The organism is Oceanobacillus sp. B139/18 (genome assembly GCF_055524595.1).
In genome coordinates this window covers 385,605-410,370 of record NZ_JBVFXI010000004.1, presented here as the reverse complement: position 1 = coordinate 410,370, position 24,766 = coordinate 385,605, and the positions used below count along the sequence as shown (strand labels likewise).

Sequence of the window (24,766 nt, the reverse complement as noted above, 5' to 3'; positions counted from 1 at the left end):
CTTACCCCTGTATAAGTGTAACTGAGGTTGTTATTTAAAGGCTGGGTGATAACCCATTTTCAAAATAACAGCTTTGGTTACATAAAACGAAACTTCACTCAGTGGGAGTTTTTCGACGCACAAATGTTTCCGATGGGGCGAGTAATCGCAGTCCCAGGATGTGCTAGTGCAGACGTCGCGAACTTAGTCTGTTTCCTTAGTTCCCCACTGAGTGTTAGTCGAGTGATTCAGGGAGTTAGCGTCCGTTATCTCCCGCCTAAATAAATTTATTTTTACGCTTTATTTTGAGGCGGGAGTTTTACGGACGGTTCTCCGTGATAAATTTGCTTAAATCCGGATAACCTGTCACTGCCCAGCCACCATCTACAAGTAAGCTGGCTCCATTCACGTAGGAGGCTTCCTCGCTGACAAGGAACAACGCTGGACCTGCTATTTCTTTCGGGTCCCCGGCTCTTTCCATTGGGATACGCTCCAAATAAGCTTCATTGATTGCATCAACGTCTGTTAAGCCGGAGGTTAACGGCGTCGATACAAGCCCAGGCAGAATGGCATTGACACGAATATTGTGCTTGGACATTTCAAGCGCAGCATTTTTTGTAAGCATCTCCACACCAGCTTTCGCAGAGGAATAAGCTGCTCCGTAATGCATTGGAACATGCGCGTTTAAAGATGAAACATTGACAATTGCTCCACCGCCATGCTCTTTCATATATTTTGCTTCATGTTTTAAAGATAGGAAGACACCTTTTAAACACAAGTCAACAGTGAAATTCCAATCCTCCTCCGGCTGATCAATAATTGCTCCTGATTTCGATGCACCAGCTACATTAAAAGCTATATCCAATCCGCCAAATGCTTCTACCGTCTTGTTAACAAGGTTTTTAATATCCTCTTCTTTGGTTACATTGGTGACGACACCAAGCAGCTCCCCTTTATGCTGCTGTTCCAGCTCTTTCAGCTTTTCTTCATTTAAATCCGCTACACCTACTTTTGCCCCAGCTTCCAGCAAGTTCTGTACCATCGCATAGCCAATTCCTGAAGCGCCTCCAGTTACAATTGCAACTTTACCTGCTAATGTTGTCATACTTACTTCCTCCTTCTTTCTACCTTAAGCATACGCTTTTGTTTTATTATTTCAAAGTTTGCAGCTTTTAAACTTCAATTTATCGTTACATTTTAGGTGTATAAATAATCACTGAAAAATTACCTCTTAAAAGGAAACATCTTTCTAAAGATTTCCCAAAAACTTTTTCTAATTATGCATGTTTTAAACTCCTTAAAAGAGGAATAGTATAACTAGATGCAAAAAACTACATCTAATTATTTAAAGTAAATTTATTTGGAGGTCTTTTCTATGTCAAAAGTGGCAATTATTACAGGTTCTGCAGGCGGTTTAGGAAAAGGTATCGCAAAACGTCTTGGTGAAGATGGTTTCAAAATCGTTCTGCATGATATTAATAAAGAGATGCTGGACAGTACATTAAAAGAATTTAAAGATGCCGGTGTAGATTCCATTGCCGTTGTCGGAGATGTGTCTAAACGAGAGGACCAATTTAATCTTGTCAAAGAAGCTGTAGATGCTTTTGGACAGCTGGATGTTTTTGTGAACAATGCTGGAGTTGATGTTGTTTCTCCATTCCTTGAAATTGACGAAAATCAGCTGAATAAAACATTTTCAGTAAACGTAAATGGTACAGTATTTGGTACACAGGCTGCTGCGGATCAATTTATTAAACAGGATACAAAAGGGAAAGTCATTAATGCATGCAGTATCGCCGGGCATGAATCCTATGAAATGCTGGGTACTTACTCTGCAACTAAACACGCGGTCCGTTCTTTCACGCATTCCGCTTCAAAAGAGCTTGCACCATATAACATTCGTGTCAATGCATACTGCCCAGGTGTTGCAGGTACAGCAATGTGGGATCGTATCGATGAAGAAATGGTGAAATACTATGACAATATGGAACGTGGAGACGCTTATAAGCAATTTGTTGACGGCATCTCCTTAGGTCGTTCTCAAGAGCCGGAGGATGTCGCTAACCTTGTATCCTTCTTAGCTTCAGATGATTCCGACTATATTACCGGACAAGCTATTATCACAGATGGCGGAATTGTGTATAGATAATAGAGGTCAGCATTGAAAGCATTAAATGTATATAAAAAGCAGCCGTATCTGATCTAGATATGGCTGCTTTTAACTACTCAAGGATAGGAATAAAATACATAACAGGATAATCACTCGGGTGGATATCATGGATGATTTTCTTTACCTTTTCAATCTGGTGAATCATACAACGAAACTCCGCCTTATAGAGAGTTTGAAAAAATTCGCTTTCTATCGGCAAAGCCATTTCCAAAGAAGCTAACTCCAAAGGACGGGAATAGTGATTGTATTTTGTATAAGAAAGTACGTTATCCTGATTGCCGTAGTGCAGAAACCCATGTTCATGAAGCTGCTCCCGCAAACTGCTGATATATTCCTCTGCAATCAGCACCTCTACCTTCACAAAATTCATTTTCATCCATATCCCCCCTTTTTTGAACATCTCTCTATTTTAAATTGATACGTTTTTTATCGCAATGATTACTCATTTACAGGCGTAAGATGGTCTGTATTATTATAATCAACCACACGCCATTCCCCTTTTTCACAAGTAAATTTTGTAATCGATGTATTTTGGAGAAAGGTAACCCCTGTACCCAGCTCTCCTTTTGAAATCACAGACAACAGACTATTGATTAATGCGCCATGGGAAACGATAAGAACACGTTCGTCCGGATATCTCACGCACACTTCCTCTAATCCTTTTATCCCTCTCTGCTTTAAATCTTCAAACGTCTCCACATTCGGGATAGCCTCACGATCAGGGAAATAACGATTTCTATCCTCTATCGTCATCCCCTCCGCATCTCCATAAGACCGCTCTACAAAAGCCCTCATTTCATGAAGCGGCAGCTGCAGTTTCTGATTAATAATTTCTGCTGTTACCTTTGCACGAGCTAAGGGACTGGTAATTAATACAGTCGGTTCAAATTGCATTGCAGCCGCGCAGCAAACTCCCGCTTGCGATTTTCCCGTTTCATTTAAAGGGATATCTGTCTTGCCTTGAATTCTTTTTTCTTTATTCCAATTTGTTTCTCCGTGGCGTATCATACAAATCTCTGTCAAAGTCATTTCCCCACTTTCGAACTATTTTTCCAGTTACCCCTATTCTAGCACTATTTCTATCTTTATATCTATTAAGTTGTGCTTGGTTGGCATGAAAAAACAGGCTCAAGGGTTCCAATCTCCCTCAGCCTGTTTGGTTGTTTATTTATTTTCCATACAATGTGATAACGCATTTTTCTTTATAAACGTGTTTTTTATTCTCCCCATATTTCTTTAGCCGTATCCACGATATATTTCAGCTTGTTCCATTGCTCTTCCTCTGTTAACAGATTCCCATGATGGGTCGATGCAAAGCCGCATTGCGGGCTGATGCATAGCTGATCTTTTGGAACATACTGCGACGCTTCTTCAATTCTTGCTTTAATATTTGCTTTATCTTCTAATTCCCCATGTTTTGAAGTAAATACACCCAATACTACACGCGGTCCGCCATTTGGAATGTAATCCAGCGGTTCAAAACCGCCAGAGCGGTCATCATCATATTCCAAGAAGAAACCATCTACTTTTTCTTTGGCAAATAAAGTAGGGGCTATTTTTGCATAGCTTCCTTCAAATGCCCATTTCGAACGATAATTTCCACGACAAAGATGCGTGGTAATCATCAAATCTTCTGGTTTGTCTTCCAACACGCTGTTTAGTACATACAGTGCCAAGTCAATAAAATACTGACGGTCCTTTCCATCTTCCGTTGTCGGGAAATTCTCTACATTTAACCCCGCAATATACACATCATCCAGCTGAAGGTAGCGGCATCCCGCATCATAAAAAGCTTTGATTGCATCACGATAGGTTTGGATGACATCCTCTGCATATTCTGCAATACTTGGATAAACCTCGGGATTTACAATTCCTTTCCCAAATAATTGATTCGGACTTGGAATCGTTTGTTTGGCAATCGCACGGTCTCCGACGATTTCTTTGAATTCCACAAACTCCTTAACATGCGGGTGATCCGGATTAAAGGAAACCTTTCCTGTGACACGCACATTATAGCGTTCTGTTTCTTCTCCAACAAATTGAAATCCTGTATCCGGCACATATCCTTCCACACCGTTTAGATGCTCTTGAAAATCCGTATGCCAAAAGCGGCGTCTGAATTCCCCGTCCGTAACAGCGCTTAAGCCGACTTCAATCTGCTTATCTACGATACGTTTGATTTCTTCTGTTTCAATCTGATGAAGATCCGCTTTGGAAATAGCTCCTTCTTGAAAGTTCTTTCTAGCTTGATGAATCCGTTCCGGCCGCAATAAACTTCCGACATGGTCTGCACGAAATGGTGCTTTCACTGCTGTTTTTGTCATGTTATTCCTTCTCCCTTTTTGGTAGATAGTATTTATTATGGCAAAATGGCAAACGATCGAACTGGAAAACCGCTTGCTTTTTCAGGCTTGGGACTAATATTGAAAATCACAGCTCCTTTTGCCGGCAATTGATCCAGATTCGTCAGCAGCTCTACTTGAAAAGTATCCTGCTCTAATACATAATACTCGCCGATCAATGAACCATTTTTTCTGGCATCCACAGCCGCATCCGTGTCAAACGTTTCATGACCCACTGCTTTAATCTGTCTTTCTTCAAATAAGAACTTCAGAGCATCGAGCCCCCATCCGGGTAAATGACTGTCTCCATTCTCATCCTTATTCTCAAATGCACCTTTATCCGGCCAGCGCTTGCTCCAATCTGTCCGTAACGCGACAAATGTACCCGCTTCAACCTTTCCATGCACCTCTTCAAAAGCTAAAATGTCCTCCACCGTTAAAATATAATCATGGTTTTCTCCGGCCGCTTCTGATTTATCAATCACAACGATTGGGAGGACAACTTCTTTTAAATCCAGCTCCTCTAAATAGCGCTGATCACGAACAAAATGAATAGGTGCATCAATATGTGTGCCATATTGTCCGGAAACACTGAACTGCTGTGCGAAAAACCCGTCATCATGCGTATATAATGTTTCAAACTCGGCATCTTTAAATGCGGCAAAATGCGGCGAATTAGGACCGAATGTATGTGTTAAATCTACCCATGTTTTTGATTTTAGTGTTTCTAACGCGTGTAAGATTTCATTTTCTTTGGTAACTGTCATGATAAGCCGCCTCCCAATATATTGTTTTACGCTTTTGTTTTGTAATCTGTGATATGATCCTGCAATGTTTCATCTTCACCAAATAAAAAGTGTTTATGCATATCTGGAGAATAAATTGAATTAATTGTTTCGATGCCGACAGCTTCCGCAACCGCACGCAGCATTGCCGGTGAAGCTCCACAGCATAAACCGATATAATTCACGCCGATGCTATGTGCTTGTTTCGCCCATTCTGCCAGCTCATAGCGGTTATGATATAGCGGATCCAGAGAAGTCGGGAAGGTTGTTTCCGTTGGTAAATGACAGCTGCACCCTCCATCCGGCAAGTTAAAGAAGGTTGGATTCTCTTCTGTTGTCCGGTATGGAATCGGCAGTGCTCCAACATACCCGTCTACTTTGTCACGAATCTTTTCTAAATACGGCTGCATCGTGTCCGGCCCCCGGAAACAGTTCATCCCAACAACCAAGGCGCCGTTATCCTCTAAAATCTTACATGACTCTTCCACTGTGTAACCATCACGTAAAATGTTTTCACCCATTAATCCCAAGGTAATAACTGCCGGTAAATCATATTTTTTAATTTCCTCTAAAGCAATCAATGCTTCTTCATGGTAATAAAAAGTTTCTCCGTTAATATAGTCAACATCCTCATCCTTACACCATGAAACCATTTCATTAAACATCGCTCTGACTTTATCCTTGGATTCCTGATCTTCCGGATTAAAAATATTGGTGTTCGATATATTTCCTGCAAACAGAGCTTCCTCTGTCGGATGTTCCTTTGCTACTTCCTTCGCTAATTTAATAGCATTTCTATTTAGAGGCTCTAATAAGTCCTCTTTACCGATAATGCGCATTTTTTCTCGGTGTGCGTTGTATGTAAAGGCAAGCACTACATCGGAACCTGCTTTCATGTAATCACGATAAACTGCCTTTAGCGTTTCCGGGTTATCCAGCGCTACTTCGGGTACAAAGGAGCCCGCCTGCAAATACCCTCTGCGCTCCAATTCAAATAAATATCCTTCCCCTGCAATAACTGTTCCTTGCTTTAATCGCTCTTCCAAACTTCTTTTCGCCATCGTTCCATTCCTCCTGTAAGCTTTTAATTATTTGGTTCGCTGCGGATAAGTCGATATAGACACGAAAAAACCTCTTCTTTCAGAAAGAAGAGGTTTTGAGTACGATATCAATGTCTCTTCTTATCTGCTAGCTAACGCTACTGGAATTGGCACAGTTCTTTTATAAGTCTGTTGCCGAGGCTTCGAAGGGCCAGTCCCTCCACCTCTCTGGATAAGAAAATGTATTGCTATTTATTTGTTGTAGATAACTATATATCTATTTGAATTCCATGTCAATAAGAAATTTTAAAAATATTTCAGCGGTTTTTGAATCGGTTTGAATGAATCTTGTAAATATCTCATATCATAGAGAGAAGTTCCAAACACGCACGGCTTTATATCTCTAAGCAGATGTTTAAATTCCGTAAAAAAAAAAGGAATGTTAATTTCATGGAGAAAAATTCATAAAATGTTCAAAAAGTATAGACACACCCGAAAAATAAGCATATAATACAAATTAATTCTAAAACATGTAGACATTATATTGAATTTATTCTTCATTATTGGTATAATTAATTCTTTCGCTTTAAGAAATCGAATCAAAAAATATATTTATCATACGGAAGGGGGCGTAGATGTTGAATAGATATTTGATGATTGCTTTAATGATTATCCTTTTGCCAATGACACAATTATTCCCAGGTGTACATCACAGCTACGTTCTCACCGATCATGAAATGCTGATTGATTCCCAATCATCACCTGATTTAGGCGTTGGCGGAAATGACCAGCAAGATAAATCATTTATAGCAAGTCCAGGTTTAGTCATTACCTTATTCTTATTAGGCAGTCTCTGTTTATTCACTACGATTGTGCGGGTCAACCGTACGAAACAGCTGCTGACACCTGTTTTCTATCAATCCAATTTCGTGGTTTAAGCCTCTTTTAATAAAAAAATTAAAAATTAAAAGAGGAGGCAAAAACTATGATGATTTTCAGATTAATTGTTATTGGGTTCTTTTCACTGACTGCATTGTCCGTTTTCACTTATCAAGGTGTTGAGGTATTTCATGCAGTTGCGGATATATTCAGAGCAAAATCATAAGCTATCGTGTACCCCTTCGTACAATAAGCTTTTTCACCCTATACTAATCAAAAGGCAGCCAATGAAATGGATTCATTGGCTGCCTTTTTTGATTTAAGAGAAGTCGATGCTTTATTTAAAATTACCGCCGCGTACTTCTGACACATCATAGACAGTTACAAATGAAGTGGCATCGATATCTTGAATCGTTTCTTTCATTTTACTTTCTTCCAGTCGTGTAATCACACATTTAATTTGTTTAAATTCCTTTTTGGAGTAGCCGCCTTCTACATGCTGTAATGTACAGGCACGTCCCAGCCGGTCGCCAATTTCTTTCATCATCTCATCTGCATGCTCGGTAATGATATAAACTGCTTTTGTACTGCTTAATCCTTCTTCAATAATATGAATGACCTTGGAAGCTATGTAATAAGCAATACCGGACATCAGGGCCCCTCTTAATCCAAACACCGTGGACACTACGATAAATACAAATAAATTCAGAAATAATATTAAGTCACTCGTTCCAAAAGGCAGCTTTCGGGATAATAATACAGCAAGCATATCAATCCCATCCAACGCTCCTCCATTACGTAGTGCCAGTCCCATGCCAAATCCAATAATGATCCCGCCGACAACAGTGACAAGCAGGGTATCTCCTTCGATTTCAATAATAGTTGGAATATGATGCATCAGGCTGGTGCTTATAGCCAAAGAAGCAATACCGAGGATAGAGAAGATTGCAAAACTCTTGCCGATTTGTTTATATCCTAAGTAAATAAAGGGAATGTTTAAAATAGCAATCAGGATTCCTAATGGCAATCCGGTCCACTGCGAACCGACAATACTTAACCCGGTTACACCGCCATCAGAAACATTATTAGGTATCAATACAGCTTCTAGTCCATACGCAGTAATGAACCCGCCGATGATAATAATCAATCCTCTTGAAAAAAGCATTGCCTTTCTTGTTTTTTTCGATTGTGCTTTCTTCATCCAATGTTCCTTTCTTCGTCATACATTTTGTTACCCTAAATTCCAATGTGTTTAGGTTCCCACATTTCACATGGAATAACCTGTACTTTTTTTAATATTATTTATTATACGCTTCTCGATTTCAAACTCAACTATTTTGCAGGTGAAAAATGTATAACGTGATAAGGACATGCTCTATCATTAAAGCTCTTTTTTAAAAACATAACTCACCTTCGAATACCCCATTCTTTTTTGATAAAACCGATGTGCATCCTGACGCTGCAAGCCTGACGATAAAGCAACAGATGAAAAATTATGTTGCTCTGCCCATTGATGGACAAATTTCAAGAGCTGTTCTCCATACCCCTTCGAACGACTATGTTCATCTGTTACTAAATCACATACCCATACAAATCTGCCATAATACAGTGTGGTCATTGGTTTAAACCCGACAACAGCAACCATTTTCATTCCTTCGTACAAAGCGGCTAAATGGTAACGATCTACCTCCACTGCTTCTTTTACAAGTTCCAGATAGCCGGATTCATCAAGATGCACTCGCAATTGACGCATTACCTTATACGCCTCCCGCCATGCTTGTTCTGTTGTTAATTCCTTTATTTCCATAAATAAAGCCCCTTCCCCATAAAATAAGCTTTGATTATTCGATTGATAATTGCTGTTTCTCTATATGCATCCCTTGTTTATCCGTAAAAAGAATAATATCTGCCTTCTCTTTCAATGGATGCATAAAATGGCTGTATTGTATTCTTCTTTCCTGATGTGATTTTTGTATATTCTCCAGATTTCGATTTCGTTCCGTAGTATCCCGACTGGAACGACGGGTTAATTCGGTCTGTCCATCCGTATAAAGGTAAATTTGCAAATCTAAATAATCAGGGTTTATAAATGCCACACTCATCCCTTCAAAAATAGTAAGTTTTTTATTTGGATCGATTAATTTACTCGGTAGATAATCTCTATCGATTGTGCTCCATTTCATACCTGCAAGCGTCATTTGTATATCACGTTCCAACGCTTCTGTATAATGAGCCAAAGGATGGCAGGCCGTCATCTTAGCCGTACGGACTTCATTTTGAAAAGTATACGTAATTTGAGTGTCTCTTCGAAGCGCTGAATGGACGATATACGGATCTGTACATATCAAATTTGCATCCTGGCAGAAAACTTGCTTCAATTGGTCTGCAAATGTCGTCTTTCCGGCTCCTCCGTGCCCTGTAATACCGATAATGATATGTTTTTCCTGCCTGTTTATCCATTCCGTCAAATCTTGTATGATATTATTCATCGTTTTCCCTCTCCATCCCTACATTTTATTTTTAGTCATTTCATACATCTCACAGCCAAACACAACGGCTAATTCATTTTCACAATACTACTGATATCCTTCCATTCATATACAAGTAAATCAAGCACGTCATCAGCAATTTGAATATTCTTTTTTTCAATCATTTCTGCACCGAACTGTTCATAGAACAAACGGCTGTCATTTTCCGACAGAACTTCAACTCGGACAGTATAGATAGACTGCTCTACAAAACATGTAAAGCCAGTTAATAATAGCATTTTCCCTATTCCTTGCCCTTGCCAGTTTTCCAGCAAGTAAACGGCTGTAATTTCACCGATACGGGCTGAATCAGCTGATTCCTTTACCGCTATATTCAAGAATCCGCCAATCTGTTCCTCCGTATCTACAGCTACAAATGTAGTGCTTTCATCAGCTTGAATGGTATCTTTCCAATTTTCTACCCTATCTTCCACTGATAATCGTTTTAAAACCCTATCTGCCATAATTCCCCGATAAGTTGTCTGCCAGCTTTCTACACTTACTTTACCAATTGCGCCTGCATCCGTAACATCTGCTTTTCTAATCAAAACCATCCTGCCCCTCCCTTAATCGCTTTACTCATTACTTTTCGCTTGCCGTACAATAGTTAGAAACATTCTAAGTCAGACTCTAATTATAGCAAATATTTTTATTTTTCCGGTAATAAAGTACGTTTAAAGGAGGTGAAACCAAGGAATAGCTTTATACGTATAAATTTATTGAAGAGGTGATGAAATTGAGAACAGGTGAAGGCTGTATGAAATGCGGAAGCCGAAATGCAGATAAAAAGGATGTATCCATGACCGGTTCAGGTTTATCCAAGGTGTTTGATGTGCAGCATAATCGATTTACGGTTGTCTATTGTCAGGATTGCGGTTACTCCGAATTTTACAATACAGAAAGTTCTACAGCGAGCAATGTATTTGATTTATTTTTTGGAGGATAATTTACTCGGAAAACAAGATAAGATAATTAAATTTGATTTCTTTCTAAGTTTTTTGCAGCAGAAAAGAAGCATGGTTCCTTGAGCCATGTTTCTTTTTACGCATAAACGCTTTATCTGCTGTTCTATATAAATATACTGTACAGACGAAAAGCATCTCTTTACATTTACTAATCTCTTTTGATAGAATGATTCTCTGTATGTTTTTAAATACATTATAAAGGAAGCCTATTTATTATGCATTTATCAAAAAAATCTTTTGCAAAAAGATACTATATCGTTTTATTACTCTTGGCAATTTTATTGATTGCAGCCACATTGCGTTCACCAATCACGTCTGTTGGTCCGCTTATTCCACTTTTCCGCGGAGAACTGGAAGCTTCCAATGCCATGATTGGACTGGTAAACACGCTGCCATTACTTGCTTTTGGCTTGTTCTCTCCCTTTGTCCCAAGAATATCTGGCAAACTTGGAATGGAAATAACACTATTGATTGCGATGGTTTTCCTGTCCATCGGTGTATTTATTCGGGCAAATGGCGGAATGGAGTTGTTGCTTTTTGGCACAATTTTAACTGGAATGGCAATCGCAGTTGGAAACATCCTGATGCCAGGGTTGATTAAGTCTACTTTTCCTTATCGCATGGGGCTGATGACTGGGATTTATTCTGTTTCAATGAATGCATTCGGAGCACTTGCCTCTGGTATTTCCGTACCGATTGCTTCCATATCCGGATTCGATTGGCGACATGCGATGCAAATATGGAGCCTCCTATCCGCAGCCGCTGTCGTCGTCTTATTACTGCGGCTGCCTGCCAGACGCTCATCTGGCAAAAAAGTGTTTGTCGACGTCAAAAGCCAGCCATCGAAAGCTATCTTCAAATCAAAGATTGCCTGGGCCGTCACCTTTTTTATGGGACTGCAATCACTGATACCATACAGTTTATTTACGTGGCTTCCGGATATCTTTATTTCGAAAGGGTTTGGGGAAAGTGAAGCCGGATGGTTAATTGCCATTTATCAAATCGGACTGATCCCAACAACATTTATTGCACCAATTATTGCCGGAAGGATGCAGAATCAGCGGCTGCTTGGCTGCAGCGCCGGATTATTATTTTTCTTTGGTTTGTTGGGAACGCTTTTCACTTCATCCCATTTAATTATTGTCTTTCTTGTATTAACAGGTGTTGGTGCCGGGACGGCGTTCAGCTTAGCCATGATGTTCTTTGTCCTGCGTACTAATTCTGCTATGGAATCTGCGCAATTGTCCGGCATGGCCCAATCTGTAGGATATATTGTCGCTTCTACAGGACCGCTTTTCCTTGGAACCATTGCTGACAAAACGGGAGGCTGGACGGTGCCGTTTATTATTTTAATGACTGCAGCTCTGATTATCGCTTTTCTCGGAACCATTGCAGGGAAGAACGAAAAGATTTCCTTTGAATCGAATAAAGAACCCGCAACAAAATAATTTATTGAGTTATTTAAATAGACGCTGCCTCTATCTATGGAGGCAGCGTCTATTTTTCTTACCACCATAAATTTTTTATCAGTATTACCATTAAAGAAATTTGCCGGGAAGAAAGTCAATACTCTGACAACCTTGCATCCTTATAAAAAACGGGTTATCTAAATAATGACATTCAGATAACCCGTTTATCTCATTCCTCAATTAATATAACGATAATCCATCAGCTGATTCAGCATGTCAATTTCATCCTGCAGCTTAGCTCCGATGTTCGTTTCCCGAACCTTCTTCCGCTCCAGCTCTTTGTCTACGACCCGGCGGACAGATAAAACATCCGCTCCATTTAAAACCACATCCTCTTTTGAATTAAAATGCTGGTGGGCGACGAGCTGCATTCCAAATGAATTATACAATAAAGTATAGCCGGCAATCCCCGTGGTAGATTGATAGGCTTTGGAAAACCCGCCGTCGATGACAATCATTTTCCCGTCTGCTTTGATTGGGTTCTCCCCATCAATTTCCTTTACCGGTGTATGTCCATTAATAATATGCCCTTGTTCCGGATCCAAATCAAATTCTTCCAGTACTTTCTGGCACATTTCTACATTTTCACGCAAATAATAATAAGGATTTTTTTCTTCTTTATGGGATGCCTTATCGGAAATAAAATAACGCTCAAACGTCGTCATTGCCCGTTTTCCAAAGAGAGAGGAATATTCTCCTGTCCATAAATACCAAACCATATCTGTCGCTAAATCATCCGTTGTTTCTTTATCTGCAAAAGAATGACGCAAATAGGTTTCAAATTTATCCAGCAGCTCTCTCCCTTTATATGCTTTTCCTTCAATCACCATCGGTTCCATATCCCCATTTTCATCGACAGGCATACAGCCATGAATCAACAGATTGCCATTATATTTAAGATATAGGTTTCCTTTTTTCATTAAGAAATTCATATGTCTTTTCAGCTTCTCTGATTGTTGTACAGAGAGCAGCAGTTTGTCAATGATTTCTTCCTCTTCCGGCAATAGCTTGGCAGGATCAGCAGGATCCACGGTAGCAAAACATGTATTTTCCAGCGAATACGTTTTACCATAAACGGTGATTTCCTGCTTCTCGTAATCGGTTTTCTCCAATACAAGTCTTTCTTCCATATTGAAAAAAGGCCGGCGTTTAATAATCGGACTTTCCAATTTAAATTGAATCATAGCAATCGCCTGATGAATCTTGGTAATCTGCAGTCTTTCCTGATCCGAGTTGTTCTGATCTGGATTTTTTTTCGGACGAAATGCCGGATTATCATCGTAATATCTTTCTGCTAACGTAAGTAACGGCCGCAGGTTAATGCCATAAGCATCTTCTATGATATCGAGATTATCGTAGCGGGCACAAATCCGGATAATATTCGCCAAACATACTTTGGAGCCAGCATACGCACCGATCCACAGAACATCATGATTGCCCCATTGTATATCTACCGAATGATGGTCAATCAGTGTATCCATAATTTTATCCGGCTCCGGCCCACGATCATAGATGTCTCCAACCACATGCAGGTGATCAACAACCAGACGCTGCGTTGTATACGATAAGCCGATAATCAGCTTTTCGGCCTGGCCAAGCGAGATGATTTTTTCAATAATTTTTTCATAATAAGGTCTCTTATTTGTATATTCATCTGTTTTATATAATAGCTCTTCCACAATAAAAACAAACTGTTCCGGCAGCGCCTTACGCAGCTTGGAACGCGTATATTTAGAGGACGCATAGGCAATCAGGTGAATCATATGCTGGATTTTTTCTGCATACCATTCTTCCAATGCCTGCTTTGAATTGAATTGATGCCTAATGAGCTTCAGCTTATCTTCTGGATAATAGACAAGCGCTGCAAAATCATTAATGTCTTCCTCTGATAAGGTATCTTTGAAAATATCATTTATCTTCTCTCTTACCTTTCCGGAGCCATTCCGTAAAACATGCTGGAAGGCTTGGTACTCCCCGTGTAAATCACTTACAAAATGCTCTGTTCCCTTCGGCAGATCCATAATCGATTCTAAATTGATAAGCTCGGTAACTACCTTTTCTTCCCTATCAAATTTCTCCGCTAATAAATCAAGGTATTTTGTATCCACCCTCAGAATCTCCCTTCAAATTGTGCCACATTATTTTTAAATAGTATAACACTTTTATGTAAGTATTGCAGTAGTCATACGTTACTGCAATACATTTTCCCCTAAAAAAAGATAGCTCTAAATTGCTTTGGAGACATATCCACATTTTTCTTAAATGTTGTTATAAAATGAGAAGCACTATTAAAACCACATTCCGCTGCAATTTCTTCGATGGATAAATCGGTATGATGCAGCAGCTTTTTCGCATGATTCACCCGATAGTTAATCAAATATTGAATCGGCGAGCTGTCCATCGATTTTTTAAATACTCTTGAAAAATAATATGGACTTAAGTATACATAGCTCGCAATGTCCTCCAGCTTGATATCCTTTTGAAAAGCATCCTCCATATAAGCAATCGCCTGTTTTATTTTATGTTCCATCTGCTGATCGGATGGATTAGAATACTGATTCAGCTCATATAAAATCTGTTGAATATAAATCGAAGCGAGATGCTCCTCCACATTATCTTCTTCCGTCATTTTTATAATTCTCTCCATCAAATTCAGCAAAATATGCTGCTCATAAAGCTTATACACACAGCCATTTTTCGCATAAAGCAGCTCAAAGTATGCTTTGCTAGCATTCCCAGAAAAATGGAACCAGTCAAATACCGTTCTATTTTCAATGGCTCTGTACATATGCGGTTGATGACAATCTAAAAACACAAAGGAATTGCTCTGAACAACAAAAGAGCGCCCGTCATATTGAATTGCCAGCTTCCCCTCTTTGACATAAATAAACAGGAAGCTGTCCAGTGTTTCTCTTCTAATTTGATAATTTGTATTGCAATAAAACCTGCCGGAATTGATCACATAATAAAGTGCTTTTTTTGCAAATTCATTGGTCATTGCAAAATACATTTTCGATGGCTCTACGGTTCCTTTATCTTCAATTTGCATATGCATAGCTCCTTAGATTCAGCATACTTACTACAGCCCGCGGCTGTTTGGAAAACTATTTTATAAAGTATATCAAATAAAACACCAAAATACCAAAGAGCAAGATTCTTAAATTTTAAAGCAATATTAACTAATGACTTGTCTAAAAATCTATAATAGTATTCTAGTTAGAAACAGAGTTAATAAAAACTTAACAAAAAGTTACCTAGGAGGTATTTAATATGGATGTAAGAATTGGATTAGTCGGTGCAGGATGGATGGGCAAAGCTCACAGCAACTCATTTGTAAACGCTTTAATGGCTTTCGGGCCTGAATATGGAAAACCTGTATTTGAAGTGGTATCGGACGTAAGCGTGGAAGCGGCACAGGCAGCCTGCAATCAGCTTGGGTTCTCAAGATATACCACCGACTGGCAGGATATTGTCACAGATGAAAATGTTGATATAGTTGACATTGCAACGCCAAACGCTTTTCACTACGACATTGCTAAAGCTGCTTTAGAGAATGGAAAACATACTTATTGTGAAAAACCATTAACACTGACAGCAGAACAATCGGTTGAACTAGCAGAGCTTGCCAAAGAAAAAGGTGTCGTTAACTATGTTGGCTATAATAATGTAATGAATCCTGCGAACGCTTATGTTAAAGAACTCGTGGAAGCCGGAAAACTAGGCAAGATTGTTAAATTCACTGGAACATATGACCAGGATGGTTTATTAGATGAATCGCTTCCAATCACCTGGAGACATATCAATAAATTCTCCGGTTCCGGTGCTTTAGGAGATCTTGGCTCTCACTTACTAAGTATATCTCAATATATTTTAGGAGATATGGAAAGTGTCAATGCAATCTCCCAAACCGTTATCAAAGAACGCCCGGCTCAAGCCGGTTCGGAGGAATTACAAGAGGTAGAAAATGAAGATGTTATCTCTTTCTTAACCAATTATGAAAACGGTGCAATTGGAACGATTTCTTCCAGCAGAATTGCTTCCGGCCGTAAAAATCATTTAGCTTATGAAATTCAGGGTACAAAAGGGTCTGTTCACTATACGCTGGAAAGAATGAATGAAGTGAATGTTTACTTCACTTCCGATAATGAGGCAGACCGCGGCTTCCGCACCGTCTTATTAAACCCGGAGCACAAAGGGTACAGCGCATTCCATCCAGCTGCTGGAATCTCCATCAATTACAATGACATGAAAATATTGGAGGCGCATGAATTATTATCTGCTGTAACGAAAAACACACCGTACACATGTGATTTTGAATTCGGGGCGAAAATCGATCAAACCGTAAGTGCTATTTTAAAATCAGCAGAACAGAAAAATTGGGTTCAAGTAAAAAATACAGTTCAAGTATAAAACGAAACTACACTCAGTGGGGGTTTTTCGGACGGTTCTCCGTGATAAAATGAAGCTTCATTCACCAGAAGTCCTATCCCCCACTGAATAACAGTTAAACCAATCGGATCGTTACATTGCGATAACAATATATGCCAGGAGGAGTTACGTATGAACATTAAATTAGGTTCCGCGCCAGATTCATGGGGAGTTTGGTTTTCGGAAAATGATAAACAAACACCGTGGGAGCGCTGCTTAGACGAAATGGCCGACGCCGGCTACAGCGGTCTGGAGCTTGGTCCATGGGGCTATCTGCCGAATGAATACAGCAAATTAAAAGCAGAATTGGACAAGCGTCAATTAGATTTAGTAGCAACCACGCTGGTAGGTGATTTAACATCTGAAACAAGTACGGATGAACTGATCCAGCAGCTGGATAAAATGAGCGAGCTGCAATTGAAATTTCCAACAGCAGAATATGTTGTGCTAATCGATGATTGCTATACGGATTTATTTACCGGAGAGCTTGTCCGCTCACCAGAATTAAATGATGCAGAATGGAAGCAGTTCGTCAACCATGTAGATAAAATCAAAAATCATGCAAAAAGCAAATATGACTTAGAGGTTGTTTTCCACCCGCATGCGCAAAGCCATATCGAAACAGAAGAACAAATTGAAAGATTGCTGCAGGACAGTGATGTGAAGCTTTGTCTGGACACAGGACATCATGCGTATACAGACGGGGATGCAGTTGCATTTATGCGCAAGCACCACAAACGTATCCCCTACCTGCATATTAAAAGCTGTGATTTGAAAGTAAGAGAAAAAATGCAAAAGGAAAACTGGTCCTTTGCCAAAGCAGTCAGTGAGGATATTATGTGCGAGCCGGAAAAAGGGGTCGTTGATTTTGAAGCCTTTATCGATGTCTTGAAGGATATTGATTTTGATGGATGGGCAGTTGTTGAGCAGGATATGTACCCTGCCCCATTTGATAAGCCTTATCCGATTGCGAAAAGAACGTATGATTATGTAGACGGACTGATTAAGAAAAGGCAGTGACCAAATAGAGAGAAAACAATCTCAGGAAAAAGAGATATCATGAAGAATTACTTCATGGTATCTCTCATTTAATAGCTATTATGGTATTAAAAATGGGAGGAAATAAAATGAGTAAACCAAAAAATAATAACCGCTATATTCTCACCGTCGTGCCGATTATCGCATTAGCAGGATTCTTATTTGGATATGATACAGCAGTTATTTCCGGGGCAGAGCAATCCGTACAAAAATACTTGATTGAGCCGCTGGGTCTAGGTTCCTTCACACATGGTTTTACGGTATCCAGTGCCTTGATCGGTTGCGTGATTGGCGGATTCATTTCTGGATTTCTAGCAAATAAGATCGGCAGAAAAAAGACCTTGATCTTAGCAGCATTACTATTTTCTGTATCCGCTTTCACCAGTGCGTATCCAGAAATTCTGTTTTTCACAAAGGATGATCCGACACTCGGCCTATTATTCATGTTTAACATCTACCGTGTTATCGGGGGAGTTGGCGTTGGAATCGGATCAGCCATTGCGCCAGTTTACATCAGTGAATTAACACCAAAGCAGAGCCGCGGTAAATATGTAGCATTGTATACCCTATCCATCGGAATCGGTGCCCTGATTGTTTATATCGTTAACTTAAATATTGCTTCTGGTCAATCACTTGCTTGGATTGATGACTTTGGCTGGAGATATATGTTTGCTTCGGAGTTAGTACCTGCTCTGCTCTTTTTCATATTACTATTATCCGTACCAGAAACCCCAAGATATCTGGCATTGAAGCAGGAATACGATAAAGCAGCCATTGTACTAGAGAAAGTAAATGGATCAAAGGAAAAAGCACAGGCTATATTAGCAGATATCAAAGAATCCGTCCGCTTTGAATCAGCTAAAAAAATCAGCATCTTTACGTACGGCAAACTTGTCTTGTTTGTCGGGATTATGGTCGCTATCTTTCAGCAGCTGATTGGAATCAATGTTATTCTCTATTATGCACCGCGTATTTTTGCAGAGCTGGGAGCAGAACAATCCGCCTCGATGCTGCAAACGGTAATTGTAGGTATTGTGAACGTAGTCTTTATGGCAACAGCGATTCTTCTAGTAGACAGCATAGGAAGAAAACCGATGCTCATCGGCGGTTCCATACTTTGTGCCTTTAACTTATTTATGGTTGCTATCCTGGCATACTTTGAAGTCTTTGGCATTTCAACATTGATCTTCATGCTGTTATATGTAGCGAGCTTCCAGTTAACCTGGGGTACGGTCACATGGATTGTTGTATCCGAGATATTCCCGAACCGCATTCGCGGACAAGCTGTATCTATCGCAACTGCATTACACTGGATTGCCAACTTAACGATTTCTTCCACGTTCCCGCCAATCCATGATGTATTAGGCGGAATGACATTCTCGATTTACGGTGCATTGAGTGTGCTTGCTGTTATCTTTATTTGGAAGTATGTTCCGGAGACGAAAGGAAAAACATTGGAAGAGTTAGAGCATATTTGGGAAGATAATAGCACTGATAAAAAGGCAGTATTGTAAAAATAGTTAATCAACACAAAAGAAAGCAAACATCTTTAACATGGATGTTTGCTTTCTAAATATATTAATTAGCTAATACAAGTGGAGAAAAGACAATATAGGATGCGACAACAACAACCAGAATCAGAATACCAACCCATCTAACATGCTTCCAAGGAGTGATATCGACTTTGTTTGTATATTTGTCGAATTGGAAATCTTCCTGAGATGGTTTCTTTTGGCTATAGAAATATAGAATAGCTAAATCTACTAAAAACAGGACACTCCAAACATATAGATAATGAATATCCGGAATAACAACTTTAGACAATGCATATACAACAATGTGGAAAATCAATGTAATCTTTGCACCGGTTGCAGATGTTTTTTTAGAATAAAAGCCGACTAGAATAATTGCTAAAAGCGGCATACTATACAACCCGTTAAACTCTTGGATAACTGCATATAATCCTTGCGGGAATAAAGAGATTAATGGTGCAACAAGAACAACAATAACACCAATGACAATCGTTAAAACTCTTCCTGCTTTTGCGATTTGACGGTTTGTTGCTTGTTTATTAATTACCGGTTTATAAAAGTCTAAGCTGAACAAAGTGACCGTTGCACTTAACGATCCAACGAAAGAACTCATAATTGCTCCAAACACTACTGCCCCAAACAGACCGGCAGCCCAGTTTGGTAACACTTCTGCTACTAATGCAGGGTAAGCAAGATCCATCTGCATGCCATCACCAAACATATTGTAGGCGATAACACCAGGAATAACTAAGAAAAACATGCCGGAAATTTTAAAGAACCCGACAATCATAGCGCCTTTTTGCGCTTCTTTTAAGCTTTTCGCGGCTAGTGCTTTTTGAACAATCATTTGGTTTGTACACCAGAAATACAAGTTATTGAACAACATTCCTAAAAATAATGTTGGCCACGGTACAATTGGCGAGTCCAGTGCACCCCAAGCATTTAATTTTTCTGGATGGCTTGTTAAAAAGTTATCCAGACCAGCGAAGAAGCTATTTTCACCAAGTGCGATGATGCCTAACACCGTAATGGTCAGACCGCCAAGAAGTAAGCCGATGCCATATAGTGAATCACTATGAGCAATCAGGGAGAGTCCGCCGACAAATAAATAGGTTACCCCAACTAAACCAATAACTGTTGAGATAATAATCACAGCTGTTATTCTGCTGACTCCCAAGTGCTGCTCAATTCCAAATAAATCATTAAAAATCAAAGCTCCAGAGTATAAAACCACGGGCATAAAGCTGACAATGTAAGTAAATATAAACAAAATAGATACAATTCTTTTGGTAAATGTATCATACCGAATTTCAATAAAGTCAGAAATTGTATTGACACCATATTTGAAATATTTTGGTAAAAATACCCACGCTAACATAACGATAGCAACGGAGGCAGTTACTTCCCAAGCCATCACTTCCATACCAGCTACATAGGCTTGACCATTTTGTCCTACCAGCTGTTCTGTCGATAGGTTAGTCATAATGATGGTCATCCCAACCGTTGTTCCGACAAGGGAACGCCCGCCTAAAAAGTAACCCTCTGAATCTTTTTTATCGATACTTCTTGTACGATAAAAAGCATAGAGATAAATCAATACCAACACAGCAACAAAACTGATAATACTAAATAAATTCATTTTATTCTCCCCCTAAAATGATATGCATGGTCCTTTAATAGTGAATATCCACCAATTTATTCCCGTCAAATGATTCTTGGCATGCTAACGCTACCTCTGTTCCGCGTAACCCATCAAGAGCAGTTACTTCAGGCTGCTGATTTTCACGAATGCAGCGGACAAAGTCCTTTAATTCATTTACATACGCTTCTGCAAATCGTTCAGGAAAATGCTGCGAGGATGGGCGGATTGCACCATGCTCATTAAATACAGCTACTTTATTTTTTTCAGGAGATGCAGCAATCCGCAGCATGCCTTTGGTTCCAATAATTTCTGTTTCTACATGGTAACCATGGGAAGCTGTACGGCCAGCCACCAGCAAAGCGGTTACATCATTGTCCAATTTCATAGTAACTGTTCCTAATTCCAATTCATTCAGCTCATTCAATTCCGGCGCAGCTTTATTCGTTCCTGTTGCCCAAACAGTCGAAATTTCTGATTTGGTCAGCCATCTGATCACATCAATATCATGGACGCTCATATCCAGGAACAGCCCGCCGCTTGGACTCTTCTTAGCAAAGTTGACAAAGCTGTCTAACCCTTGGATTGGATCAATACTATAGGAACGAATTAACGAAATATCTCCAATTTGTCCGCTATCTATCATTTCTTTCGCATATAGATAATCTTCATCAAATCTTCTCATAAATCCTAAGTGAAAAATGCGGTCACTTTTCTCAATTTCATCTATCGTTTGCTTGATATCTTCTACTTCTAAACCAATTGGCTTTTCACAAAAAATATGCAAATTCTTCTTCAATGCTAAACGAATATGCTCTGTATGGAATCCAGAAGGTGTAACAATGCAAACAGCATCTAACTCCGTTTGTTCCAGCATTTCCTCATAATTTGTGTAAACATTTGGGACTTTATATTTTTCCTTTACCTGTTTATTTACTTCCTCATCTAAATTAGAAACCGCTGTCAATTCGACTCCTTTTAGATTATAGATATTTTCTGCATGAATCAGTCCTAGTCTTCCTAATCCTGCAACACCAATTTTAAGCGTTTTCATTTGAAATTCTCCTTTGTTAAACTTATAGATATGTTCACTTACGTTGTTACTATGTTATATACTATTATAAAAATTAATATTTAGTCAAGTTTCTATCAATTTATGATTAATTTATTGTTATCTTTTGTAATCAATTGATTAGTATCTGCATGTTTAAATTCGCTGGACACCTCTTTTTTTCATAAAAAAATCCTGTAATGGCATATACCAATTACAGGATAATCTTTTTCTATGATTTATTTTTTTAAATGAAGCTCTGCTAATTCCTGCGCCATATCACAAATCATTTGAGCATTTGTCACATGATCCATCGCATGAATGACATAAATATTGATATCTGTCTGCTGCTCACGGCTGTTCAGTTGCAAAAGCTCCGTCTGTTTTTTATGAGCAGCTATCAAATGCTTTTTAGCATCAGCGATGCCTGCTTCATATCCTTTTATATCTTGTTCTTTTGCAAGACCTAATGCCTGATAAGCTAACGTTTTTGCTTGAGAAGCTTCTGTAATCAAAGGCATAAATACTTCTATATCGATCGCCATTGTTACGCCTCTCTTATCTGTTCAAAAATGCTGTAAACATTCATGCTGTTATAGTCTTTCACTGAAATTTTAGCGACTTTTGCATTTGTTGATGCTTCGTAATTCTCAGCGCTATGATGAATTTGGGGCCCTAATAATACAACATCTATATTATGCTCTTTCACGTAATCCAAGCCTTCTTCCAGACTTTTAGATTGAATATCGATACCTTGCCCTTTTTCTTGCGCAAGTTCATTTAATTTTTTTACTAATAAACTGGTTGTGATCCCTGCTTCACATACTACAATCACTTTTTCCATCCGTTACACCTCTTTTTTAGTTATATTCGTCACACTGATTCGTGCAATTAAAATATGGAAATAGAAATTTCTTGATGATTGTGCACCCTTTCACAGTGTGAAGTTTTATTTTATATTAAAGAGTTTACCCTAAGAATGCAATTTTTCTGCATACAATCATTTTTTATGAAGAGTATTACAAAATCAATTTGGATAAATTACTTCATATTGATTTTGTTCACTATGTGTTATATATGCTTTCGGAGGTTCCTGATCCGTTATTAAATAATCAATGTCATCAAAATTACAATAGGTAGTCAATGCATACTTATCAAATTTTGTATGGTCTACAAGAATAAATACTTGCTCACTTTTTTGGATTACTTTTGCCTTTACTTGTGTTTCTAAAGGAGATGAATTCGTTATTCCTTTATCCAGTGAAAGTCCTGTCGAAGCCATAAAAGCTTTATTAAAATTATATTTTTGGATTACTTCTGCGCTTTCTGTTCCGACGTAAGATCTTGTAGAACGCTCGAAAACCCCGCCTGTTGAATAAATGTTTAAATTGGGATAAGCACTGGCATCCAATGTGAAATCGAGATTGTTGGTCACAATAGTAATATTTTTATACTTGATAAAATCAAGCAATTCTACGGTAGTGGTTCCTGAATCAAGAAATATAATATCCCCATCCTCAATAAATTCCGCTGCTAATTTTGCAAGCTTTTGTTTTTCATGGAATTGCTTAACTTTCCGGTCTTGATACGGAACGGTCAGCGGTTTTGAAATAGACACCCCGCCGTAAACCTTCACCAATTGTTCTTCATCTACAAGCTCCTGAATGTCCCGTCGGATTGTATTTTTAGAAACCCCAAATCGATCTACAAGTTCATCAAGTGATACAGATTCTTTTTCTTTCACATATTCAAGTATTGCAGTTACCCGCTGCGCTTTCATCATATAGCATTCTCCTTCTAAGAATTTATTACTGCCGACCTTCCCCCACTGTCCCCCGAATCACTAATCTCGGAGCTAATACGATTCGCTGCTTCACTTTTTCCGTTCCATTTATTTCCTCTACTAAGAGCTGAACAATTTTTTCAGCCATCTCCTCCGTCGGTTGTGCAACAGTTGTTAACTGAGGGTAGCACATTTGAGCCAGAATAGAATTATCAAAACCAACAATAGATACATCATCAGGAATCATCAGACCTGCTTCCCGAACTCCTTGCATGGCACCAATTGCCAAAGGTTCTGTAGATGCAAAAATTGCCGTTGGCGGCTCTTGCATGTTAACCAGCTTCCCAGCTGACTGCGAAGCATCCATAAAGCTGGAATTATCTATTGAAATAAGTGATTTGCTCGCTTCCATTTGCTCATCCTCCAACGCCTGCTTATACCCGTCTACCCTTGCCTTTACAGATGAAAAATACATATCCTCTGTTATCATCGCAATCCGCTGATGACCTTTTTTTATTAAATAAGAGGTTGCTTCATAAGCTCCTAAATAATCATTTACTAAAACTGTATTCAAAGGCAGCGAAGGAACTTCCCGGGATAAAAGCGCAATAGGAATATTACTGTTTTTCAACTCCTGTAACGCCTTCGCATTTTTCAAGCCGGTCGCAATAATAATACCATCTACATATTTTTTACGAAGAATAGCAATATACTCTTTTTCTTTAACAAGATTATTATCTGTACTGCAAACAATTAAGCTGAACCCATATTTGCGTCCATTATCTTCAATTTTCCTGGCAATTTCTGCAGAAAAAGGATCAGCGATAGATGGAATTAATAATCCAATTGTTTGCAGCCTTTTCTGCAATGCAGGTGCAGCAATTGGCTGATAACTTAGCTTCTGCATACTTGCCTCTACTTTTTTCTTCGTTTTATCTGCAATACTGCCCGTGCCGTTCATTACTTTAGAAACGGTGGAAATAGAAACTCCAGCCTCTTTAGCTACATCATAAATTGTCGGTCGCTTCTCTTTCAAGAACATTTCCCTACTTTCTTATCATGTATCGTTTTCTTATCATTAAGTAACTTTAATTCTACAGTAAACAACCTGAGTACGCCATAGATGTAAAACGGTTCT

The 24,766-nt window shown here is 39.0% G+C and carries 25 protein-coding genes and 1 riboswitch; of the genes, 7 read left to right on the top strand and 18 right to left on the bottom strand.

The window, feature by feature from the left end; all coding sequences use genetic code 11:
* Nucleotides 1–298: 298 nt before the first annotated feature.
* On the bottom strand, nt 299–1,084 hold the full coding sequence (locus ACZSMY_RS14630) for an SDR family NAD(P)-dependent oxidoreductase (RefSeq protein WP_042531821.1): 786 nt from the start codon (nt 1,082–1,084) through the stop codon (nt 299–301).
* 270 nt (nt 1,085–1,354) lie between these two features.
* Here ACZSMY_RS14630 and ACZSMY_RS14625 point away from each other — a divergent pair, with 270 nt between their 5' ends.
* A complete protein-coding gene (locus ACZSMY_RS14625) occupies nt 1,355–2,128 on the top strand; it encodes an acetoin reductase (protein WP_042531819.1) in 774 nt (257 codons plus the stop codon).
* 73 nt (nt 2,129–2,201) lie between these two features.
* Here ACZSMY_RS14625 and ACZSMY_RS14620 read toward each other — a convergent pair whose 3' ends face one another.
* From ACZSMY_RS14620 to ACZSMY_RS14600, 5 genes are all read right to left on the bottom strand, one after another.
* Nucleotides 2,202–2,525 carry a hypothetical protein gene (locus tag ACZSMY_RS14620; RefSeq protein WP_042531817.1) on the bottom strand — a complete coding sequence of 108 codons (324 nt, stop codon included), beginning with the start codon at nt 2,523–2,525 and terminating at the stop codon, nt 2,202–2,204.
* Nucleotides 2,526–2,587: 62 nt separating this feature from the next.
* Nucleotides 2,588–3,178 (bottom strand): histidine phosphatase family protein, encoded by a 591-nt coding sequence (locus ACZSMY_RS14615; RefSeq protein WP_226894757.1) that lies wholly within the window; start codon nt 3,176–3,178, stop codon nt 2,588–2,590.
* 188 nt (nt 3,179–3,366) lie between these two features.
* Nucleotides 3,367–4,473, bottom strand: coding sequence for a 5-methyltetrahydropteroyltriglutamate--homocysteine S-methyltransferase (locus tag ACZSMY_RS14610; RefSeq protein WP_042531813.1), 1,107 nt, complete (start codon nt 4,471–4,473; stop codon nt 3,367–3,369).
* Nucleotides 4,474–4,508: 35 nt separating this feature from the next.
* The gene (locus tag ACZSMY_RS14605; protein ID WP_042531811.1) at nt 4,509–5,258 is read right to left on the bottom strand and encodes a cyclase family protein; all 750 of its coding nucleotides are present in this window, start codon (nt 5,256–5,258) and stop codon (nt 4,509–4,511) included.
* A 26-nt stretch (nt 5,259–5,284) separates the two neighbouring features.
* A complete protein-coding gene (locus ACZSMY_RS14600) occupies nt 5,285–6,337 on the bottom strand; it encodes a homocysteine S-methyltransferase family protein (protein WP_465147921.1) in 1,053 nt (350 codons plus the stop codon).
* Between the two features lie 117 nt (nt 6,338–6,454).
* A riboswitch (SAM riboswitch) is annotated at nt 6,455–6,555 on the bottom strand.
* A 396-nt stretch (nt 6,556–6,951) separates the two neighbouring features.
* Between ACZSMY_RS14600 and ACZSMY_RS14595 the strand changes: the two genes are divergently transcribed.
* Nucleotides 6,952–7,254: a hypothetical protein gene (locus ACZSMY_RS14595; protein WP_341172536.1), complete on the top strand. Its 303-nt coding sequence runs from the start codon at nt 6,952–6,954 to the stop codon at nt 7,252–7,254.
* 278 nt (nt 7,255–7,532) lie between these two features.
* Here the strand turns inward: ACZSMY_RS14595 and ACZSMY_RS14590 are convergent, their stop codons facing one another.
* The 4 genes from ACZSMY_RS14590 to ACZSMY_RS14575 all read right to left on the bottom strand — a co-directional run bounded on the left by ACZSMY_RS14590 (nt 7,533) and on the right by ACZSMY_RS14575 (nt 10,277).
* The gene (locus ACZSMY_RS14590) at nt 7,533–8,396 is read right to left on the bottom strand and encodes a YitT family protein (RefSeq protein ID WP_042531800.1); all 864 of its coding nucleotides are present in this window, start codon (nt 8,394–8,396) and stop codon (nt 7,533–7,535) included.
* Nucleotides 8,397–8,576: 180 nt separating this feature from the next.
* Nucleotides 8,577–9,002 (bottom strand): GNAT family N-acetyltransferase, encoded by a 426-nt coding sequence (locus ACZSMY_RS14585; RefSeq protein ID WP_042531798.1) that lies wholly within the window; start codon nt 9,000–9,002, stop codon nt 8,577–8,579.
* Between the two features lie 34 nt (nt 9,003–9,036).
* Nucleotides 9,037–9,684: a phosphoribulokinase gene (locus ACZSMY_RS14580; RefSeq protein WP_212928668.1), complete on the bottom strand. Its 648-nt coding sequence runs from the start codon at nt 9,682–9,684 to the stop codon at nt 9,037–9,039.
* A 68-nt stretch (nt 9,685–9,752) separates the two neighbouring features.
* A complete protein-coding gene (locus ACZSMY_RS14575) occupies nt 9,753–10,277 on the bottom strand; it encodes a GNAT family N-acetyltransferase (protein ID WP_042531794.1) in 525 nt (174 codons plus the stop codon).
* A gap of 203 nt (nt 10,278–10,480) precedes the next feature.
* Here ACZSMY_RS14575 and ACZSMY_RS14570 point away from each other — a divergent pair, with 203 nt between their 5' ends.
* A complete protein-coding gene (locus tag ACZSMY_RS14570; RefSeq protein ID WP_379542154.1) occupies nt 10,481–10,669 on the top strand; it encodes a zinc ribbon domain-containing protein in 189 nt (62 codons plus the stop codon).
* Between the two features lie 234 nt (nt 10,670–10,903).
* Complete coding sequence (locus tag ACZSMY_RS14565; RefSeq protein WP_042531789.1) at nt 10,904–12,136, top strand: CynX/NimT family MFS transporter; 1,233 nt, start codon at nt 10,904–10,906, stop codon at nt 12,134–12,136.
* Nucleotides 12,137–12,333: 197 nt separating this feature from the next.
* On the opposite strand, the gene ACZSMY_RS14560 is transcribed toward ACZSMY_RS14565, so the two are convergent.
* Nucleotides 12,334–14,265 (bottom strand): fructose-bisphosphatase class III, encoded by a 1,932-nt coding sequence (locus tag ACZSMY_RS14560; RefSeq protein WP_042531788.1) that lies wholly within the window; start codon nt 14,263–14,265, stop codon nt 12,334–12,336.
* A 101-nt stretch (nt 14,266–14,366) separates the two neighbouring features.
* Nucleotides 14,367–15,206 (bottom strand): AraC family transcriptional regulator, encoded by an 840-nt coding sequence (locus tag ACZSMY_RS14555; RefSeq protein ID WP_042531786.1) that lies wholly within the window; start codon nt 15,204–15,206, stop codon nt 14,367–14,369.
* A 221-nt stretch (nt 15,207–15,427) separates the two neighbouring features.
* On the opposite strand from ACZSMY_RS14555, the gene ACZSMY_RS14550 reads away from it, so the two are divergent.
* The 3 genes from ACZSMY_RS14550 (at nt 15,428) to ACZSMY_RS14540 (ending at nt 19,137) form a co-directional block, all read left to right on the top strand.
* A complete protein-coding gene (locus ACZSMY_RS14550; protein WP_212928672.1) occupies nt 15,428–16,567 on the top strand; it encodes a Gfo/Idh/MocA family protein in 1,140 nt (379 codons plus the stop codon).
* A 150-nt stretch (nt 16,568–16,717) separates the two neighbouring features.
* On the top strand, nt 16,718–17,605 hold the full coding sequence (locus ACZSMY_RS14545; protein ID WP_256705671.1) for a sugar phosphate isomerase/epimerase family protein: 888 nt from the start codon (nt 16,718–16,720) through the stop codon (nt 17,603–17,605).
* Between the two features lie 107 nt (nt 17,606–17,712).
* Nucleotides 17,713–19,137 (top strand): sugar porter family MFS transporter, encoded by a 1,425-nt coding sequence (locus ACZSMY_RS14540; RefSeq protein WP_042531779.1) that lies wholly within the window; start codon nt 17,713–17,715, stop codon nt 19,135–19,137.
* Between the two features lie 64 nt (nt 19,138–19,201).
* On the opposite strand, the gene ACZSMY_RS14535 is transcribed toward ACZSMY_RS14540, so the two are convergent.
* The 6 genes from ACZSMY_RS14535 to ACZSMY_RS14510 all read right to left on the bottom strand — a co-directional run bounded on the left by ACZSMY_RS14535 (nt 19,202) and on the right by ACZSMY_RS14510 (nt 24,664).
* The gene (locus ACZSMY_RS14535; RefSeq protein WP_042531777.1) at nt 19,202–20,794 is read right to left on the bottom strand and encodes a solute:sodium symporter family transporter; all 1,593 of its coding nucleotides are present in this window, start codon (nt 20,792–20,794) and stop codon (nt 19,202–19,204) included.
* 34 nt (nt 20,795–20,828) lie between these two features.
* Nucleotides 20,829–21,848 (bottom strand): Gfo/Idh/MocA family oxidoreductase, encoded by a 1,020-nt coding sequence (locus tag ACZSMY_RS14530; protein ID WP_042531775.1) that lies wholly within the window; start codon nt 21,846–21,848, stop codon nt 20,829–20,831.
* Between the two features lie 236 nt (nt 21,849–22,084).
* Nucleotides 22,085–22,390 carry a PTS sugar transporter subunit IIA gene (locus ACZSMY_RS14525; RefSeq protein WP_193062877.1) on the bottom strand — a complete coding sequence of 102 codons (306 nt, stop codon included), beginning with the start codon at nt 22,388–22,390 and terminating at the stop codon, nt 22,085–22,087.
* A gap of 2 nt (nt 22,391–22,392) precedes the next feature.
* Nucleotides 22,393–22,689, bottom strand: coding sequence for a PTS sugar transporter subunit IIB (locus ACZSMY_RS14520; protein ID WP_193062876.1), 297 nt, complete (start codon nt 22,687–22,689; stop codon nt 22,393–22,395).
* Nucleotides 22,690–22,872: 183 nt separating this feature from the next.
* Complete coding sequence (locus ACZSMY_RS14515; RefSeq protein WP_193062874.1) at nt 22,873–23,628, bottom strand: DeoR/GlpR family DNA-binding transcription regulator; 756 nt, start codon at nt 23,626–23,628, stop codon at nt 22,873–22,875.
* 25 nt (nt 23,629–23,653) lie between these two features.
* Nucleotides 23,654–24,664, bottom strand: coding sequence for a LacI family DNA-binding transcriptional regulator (locus ACZSMY_RS14510; protein ID WP_226894752.1), 1,011 nt, complete (start codon nt 24,662–24,664; stop codon nt 23,654–23,656).
* Between the last annotated feature and the right edge of the window lie 102 nt (nt 24,665–24,766).

Bases quoted from the DNA above. Each gene is read 5' to 3' on its own strand.
- ACZSMY_RS14630 (WP_042531821.1), bottom strand. From the start codon at position 1,084: ATGACAACATTAGCAGGTAAAGTTGCAATTGTAACTGGAGGCGCTTCA.
- ACZSMY_RS14625 (WP_042531819.1), top strand. From the start codon at position 1,355: ATGTCAAAAGTGGCAATTATTACAGGTTCTGCAGGCGGTTTAGGAAAA.
- ACZSMY_RS14620 (WP_042531817.1), bottom strand. From the start codon at position 2,525: ATGAAAATGAATTTTGTGAAGGTAGAGGTGCTGATTGCAGAGGAATAT.
- ACZSMY_RS14615 (WP_226894757.1), bottom strand. From the start codon at position 3,178: ATGACTTTGACAGAGATTTGTATGATACGCCACGGAGAAACAAATTGG.
- ACZSMY_RS14610 (WP_042531813.1), bottom strand. From the start codon at position 4,473: ATGACAAAAACAGCAGTGAAAGCACCATTTCGTGCAGACCATGTCGGA.
- ACZSMY_RS14605 (WP_042531811.1), bottom strand. From the start codon at position 5,258: ATGACAGTTACCAAAGAAAATGAAATCTTACACGCGTTAGAAACACTA.
- ACZSMY_RS14600 (WP_465147921.1), bottom strand. From the start codon at position 6,337: ATGGCGAAAAGAAGTTTGGAAGAGCGATTAAAGCAAGGAACAGTTATT.
- ACZSMY_RS14595 (WP_341172536.1), top strand. From the start codon at position 6,952: ATGTTGAATAGATATTTGATGATTGCTTTAATGATTATCCTTTTGCCA.
- ACZSMY_RS14590 (WP_042531800.1), bottom strand. From the start codon at position 8,396: ATGAAGAAAGCACAATCGAAAAAAACAAGAAAGGCAATGCTTTTTTCA.
- ACZSMY_RS14585 (WP_042531798.1), bottom strand. From the start codon at position 9,002: ATGGAAATAAAGGAATTAACAACAGAACAAGCATGGCGGGAGGCGTAT.
- ACZSMY_RS14580 (WP_212928668.1), bottom strand. From the start codon at position 9,684: ATGAATAATATCATACAAGATTTGACGGAATGGATAAACAGGCAGGAA.
- ACZSMY_RS14575 (WP_042531794.1), bottom strand. From the start codon at position 10,277: ATGGTTTTGATTAGAAAAGCAGATGTTACGGATGCAGGCGCAATTGGT.
- ACZSMY_RS14570 (WP_379542154.1), top strand. From the start codon at position 10,481: ATGAAATGCGGAAGCCGAAATGCAGATAAAAAGGATGTATCCATGACC.
- ACZSMY_RS14565 (WP_042531789.1), top strand. From the start codon at position 10,904: ATGCATTTATCAAAAAAATCTTTTGCAAAAAGATACTATATCGTTTTA.
- ACZSMY_RS14555 (WP_042531786.1), bottom strand. From the start codon at position 15,206: ATGCAAATTGAAGATAAAGGAACCGTAGAGCCATCGAAAATGTATTTT.
- ACZSMY_RS14550 (WP_212928672.1), top strand. From the start codon at position 15,428: ATGGATGTAAGAATTGGATTAGTCGGTGCAGGATGGATGGGCAAAGCT.
- ACZSMY_RS14545 (WP_256705671.1), top strand. From the start codon at position 16,718: ATGAACATTAAATTAGGTTCCGCGCCAGATTCATGGGGAGTTTGGTTT.
- ACZSMY_RS14540 (WP_042531779.1), top strand. From the start codon at position 17,713: ATGAGTAAACCAAAAAATAATAACCGCTATATTCTCACCGTCGTGCCG.
- ACZSMY_RS14535 (WP_042531777.1), bottom strand. From the start codon at position 20,794: ATGAATTTATTTAGTATTATCAGTTTTGTTGCTGTGTTGGTATTGATT.
- ACZSMY_RS14530 (WP_042531775.1), bottom strand. From the start codon at position 21,848: ATGAAAACGCTTAAAATTGGTGTTGCAGGATTAGGAAGACTAGGACTG.
- ACZSMY_RS14525 (WP_193062877.1), bottom strand. From the start codon at position 22,390: ATGGCGATCGATATAGAAGTATTTATGCCTTTGATTACAGAAGCTTCT.
- ACZSMY_RS14520 (WP_193062876.1), bottom strand. From the start codon at position 22,689: ATGGAAAAAGTGATTGTAGTATGTGAAGCAGGGATCACAACCAGTTTA.
- ACZSMY_RS14515 (WP_193062874.1), bottom strand. From the start codon at position 23,628: ATGATGAAAGCGCAGCGGGTAACTGCAATACTTGAATATGTGAAAGAA.